This window comes from Methylibium sp. (genome assembly GCF_013817365.1).
In the GTDB taxonomy this organism is placed as follows: Bacteria; Pseudomonadota; Gammaproteobacteria; order Burkholderiales; family Burkholderiaceae_C; genus Methylibium.
In genome coordinates this window covers 1-3785 of sequence record NZ_JACDCU010000405.1, presented here as the reverse complement: position 1 = coordinate 3785, position 3785 = coordinate 1, and the positions used below count along the sequence as shown (strand labels likewise).

At 69.0% G+C, this 3785-nt stretch carries 3 protein-coding genes and 2 pseudogenes; 4 read left to right on the top strand and 1 reads right to left on the bottom strand.

Annotated features, from left to right (window positions below; genetic code table 11):
* The 4 genes and pseudogenes from H0W38_RS18605 to H0W38_RS18590 all read left to right on the top strand — a co-directional run.
* Positions 1 to 274, top strand: a pseudogene (locus tag H0W38_RS18605) (formylmethanofuran dehydrogenase subunit C); the annotation flags it as partial.
* A 102-nt stretch (positions 275 to 376) separates the two neighbouring features.
* Positions 377 to 910, top strand: a complete 534-nt coding sequence (fae, locus tag H0W38_RS18600; protein WP_292456903.1) for a formaldehyde-activating enzyme — start codon at positions 377 to 379, stop codon at positions 908 to 910.
* A gap of 44 nt (positions 911 to 954) precedes the next feature.
* A complete protein-coding gene (locus H0W38_RS18595) occupies positions 955 to 2811 on the top strand; it encodes a bifunctional anthranilate synthase component I family protein/class IV aminotransferase (protein WP_292456901.1) in 1857 nt (618 codons plus the stop codon).
* A gap of 39 nt (positions 2812 to 2850) precedes the next feature.
* Positions 2851 to 3510 (top strand): HAD family phosphatase, encoded by a 660-nt coding sequence (locus H0W38_RS18590; RefSeq protein WP_292456899.1) that lies wholly within the window; start codon positions 2851 to 2853, stop codon positions 3508 to 3510.
* Between the two features lie 163 nt (positions 3511 to 3673).
* On the opposite strand, the pseudogene H0W38_RS18585 reads toward H0W38_RS18590, so the two are convergent.
* A pseudogene (locus H0W38_RS18585) lies at positions 3674 to 3785 on the bottom strand (DNA-3-methyladenine glycosylase); the annotation flags it as partial.

Sequence of the window (3785 nt, the reverse complement as noted above, 5' to 3'; positions counted from 1 at the left end):
CATGGTGGCCGGCAGCATCGCGGTGGCAGGCCGCGTCGGCGCGCACGTCGGCTACGGCATGCGGCGCGGCAGCGTCGTCTGCGCCGGCGCGGTGCCGAAACTGCCTGCGACCTTCGTGCCCAACGATACCTCGGTCGCCGTGTTCTGGCATCTGCTGGCGACAAGCCTGGCCCGCCACGGCGGCGCCTTTGCCGGCCTTGCCGCACGGCGGCCGGAGCGCTACCTCGGCGACCTCGGGGCGGGCGGCAAAGGCGAAGTGCTGTTGTGCCGCTGAGCCACTGAGCCGAACCCGGCATTTTTCATTCATCACCGACCCGAGCCAGCCTCGCGTCTTTCGTGCAACCTCGCATTCCAGTCCACCCAACCGCCTTGAACCATGAGCAAGACCTACACCTTCCACGCCGGTGAAGCCACGGTGCTCGCCGCCGACGGCCAGTTCACCGACGCCATGCCCGAAATCCTCATCGGCCGCACCGATGGCCCGGTGGGGGCGGCCTTCGCGAACATGATGGCGCAGAGCAAGGGCCACACCGCCATGTTCGCGATCCGCGCCTGCAATCAGCTCGTGCGCCCGGCCACCATGATCGTGCCCAAGGTGACGCTGAAAGACAGCGCCAACATCGACCTGTTCGGCGGCGTGGTGCAGTCGGCCACGGCCGACGCGGTGGTCGATTGTTTGATCGACGGCACGATTCCGAAGGAAGTGGCGAACGATCTGTGCATCATCAGCCTGGTGTGGATCGATCCGCGCTGCGCAAAGGATCCGAACCTGGACAGGAAGGACATGTACCGCACGAACCACGAGGCGACGAAGCTGGCGATCAAGCGGGCGTTGAACAACGAGCCGAGCGTGGAGGAACTGATCGCCAACCGGCACAAGATCAGACACGACATGGATGACTGGAGCTGAATCGGCCCCGGGGTGAAGACGTCGAGGCGCAGCACCGAACCCTCATGCAGGCAACCGCCTTCGCCCTCCTCGACGACCGCAACGCGACCGACGAGCACCCCACCAGCCGGCTCTACACCGGCTACGCACACGAGCGCCGTTGCACCGACCCAGCCAAGCTCCACGCTGTGTGGGCCGAAGTCGAAGCCGACCAGCGGGCCGGCCTGCACGCGGTGCTGCTGGCCGACTACGAATGGGGCAACAAGCTGCTCGGCGCCGGCGAGCGCGCCGGCTGCGAGTCCGCCGCCTTGCGCGTGCTGCTGTTCCACAATCTGCGGCATCTTTCTGCCGGCGCCGTCGCGCTCTGGCTGACTGAGCAGGAAGGCAGCACCGAGCCCGGCCCGGCGGGCGCGTTGAACGTGCAGGCGAGCGTGGACCGCACCGCCTTTCACGAAGCGATCGGCCGCATCCACGAAGCCATCCGCGCCGGTGAGACCTACCAGGTCAACTACACCTACCGGCTCGACTTCGCCGCCTACGGCACGCCGGCAGCGCTGTACCGTCGATTGCGCGCGCGCCAGCCGGTACCCTTCGGCGCCTTCATCGCATTGCCCGCGAGCGACACGCCCGGCGCGCCCACGCACGTGCTCTCGTGCTCGCCCGAGCTCTTCATTCGCCACCAGGACGGCCACCTCACCGCCAAGCCGATGAAGGGCACCGCGCCGCGCCGCAACGTGTTCGAGGGCGACAGCGAAACCGCGCGCCACCTGAGCCTGGACACCAAGAACCGCGCCGAGAACCTGATGATCGTGGACCTGCTGCGCAACGACCTCGGCCGCATCGCGCGCGTGGGCTCGGTCAAGGTGCCCGAGCTGTTCGAGATCGAATCGCACGCCACCGTGTTCCAGATGACCTCGACCGTCGAGGCCGAACTCGTCCCCGGCATCGGCTTTCCCGATCTGCTGCGCGCCAGCTTTCCCTGCGGCTCGATCACCGGCGCACCCAAGCACCACACGATGGAGCTGATCGAGCAGCTGGAGACGACGCCGCGCGGGCTTTATTGCGGCGCGATCGGCTGGGTCGATGCGCCCGCGGCCGGCGCGAGCTGCGGCGACACCTGCCTGTCGGTGGCGATCCGCACGCTCACGCTGGGCCCATTGAACAACGGCGTGCGCCCCGGCCGACTCGGCATCGGCGCGGGCATCGTGCTCGACAGCGAGGCCGAGGACGAGTACGCCGAGTGCCGGCTCAAGGGCCGCTTCCTCACCGCACTGGACCCGGGCTTCGCGCTCATCGAAACCATGCACGCCAGCCGTGAGCACGGCGTGCGCCATCTCGACCGGCACCTCGCGCGCCTGGCAGCCAGCGCGCAAGCGCTGGGGTTCGCCTGCGACCCCGAACTGGTGAAGGCGCGCATCCAGGCGCAGCTTCCCACCCTGCCGCCCGGCGGCCCGGCGCGACTGCGCCTGGAGCTGGATGCGAGCGGCAGCGTCGCGCTCACCAACGCGCCGTTGATGGCGCTGCCGGACGGCCCGGTGCGCCTGCGCATCGCCACCGAGCCGCTGCCGCACGCTCGGCCGCTGGCCGGCCACAAGACCACCCAGCGCGCGGACTACAACGACGGTGTCGCGGCGGCCGAAGCCGAAGGCGCGTTCGACACGCTCTTCTTCACCGCCGACGGCCACCTCGTCGAGGGCGGCCGCAGCACGGTGTTCGTGCGCCTGGACGGCCGCTGGTTCACGCCAACGTTGGCCGACGGCGCCCTGCCCGGTGTGATGCGCGCCGTGCTGCTGGACGACGCATCGTGGGCCGCCACCGAGCGCAGCCTGAGCCTCACCGATCTGCGGCTCGCCGAGAGCATCGTCGTGTGCAATGCGCTGCGCGGCACAGTGGCGGCGTTGCTCGCAGAGAAACAAGCCTGAGGCGCCCGAGAATCGGCGCTACCCCTTGCGGACCGATCCATGCGACTCACACTCTTCGACCTCGACCACACGCTGATCCCCTTCGACAGCGGCATGGCGTGGACGCGCTTCCTGATCGCGCGCGGCGTGCTCGGCCCCGAGTTCGAATCGATCTACCTCGAGGAGTGCAAGCTCTACGTGACGGGGGCGCTCGACATCCACGCCCTGCACCGCACGATGGTTGCACCGCTCGGGCGCCTGCCGCGCGAGGAACTCGAGGCTTTGCTGGATGCTTTCCGCACAGCACTCGGGCCGACGCTGCCCATCGCTGCGCACGCCTTGGTCGAGCGTCATCGGGCAGCGGGCGACCTGTGCTGCGTCGTCACCGCAACCACGCGCTTCATCGCCGAGCGCTACGCGCACGGCTTCGGCATCGAGCACCTGCTCGCCACCGAGGCCGCGGTCGATGCCAACGGCACGCTGACCGGCGAGATCGACGGACTGCCCTGTTACCGCGAGCACAAGCTCACCCGGTTGCAGGCATGGCTGCTGGCCAGCGGCCGGCGCCTCGACGATTTCGAGCGCAGCTGGTTCTACAGCGACTCCTTCAACGATCTGCCACTGCTGCAGGCGGTCAGCGACCCGGTCGCCGTGCGTCCCGATGCAGCCCTGCGCAGGCTGGCCGAGGCCGAGGGCTGGGCGATCGAGATGCTGGGCTGATGCCTCGCCTGCGCGGCTGAACGCGGCAGCCGTTGCGAAGCAAGGCACCCGCGAGCCGAAACGTGGCCGTGCAGTCGCGTTTGATGCCTCGCCTGCGCGGCTGAACGCTTCAGCCGTGGCGAAGCAAGGCACCCGCGAGCCGGGATGCGGCCTCGACCTGTCGCTACACCGCGCGAAACGGCCGGCTGACGAAGCGTGAGCCGGCGAGGCCGAAGCGCCAGGGCATCTCCATCGCCTTGGAAATCCCGATGCGCGGACCGACGACCACGGCAATT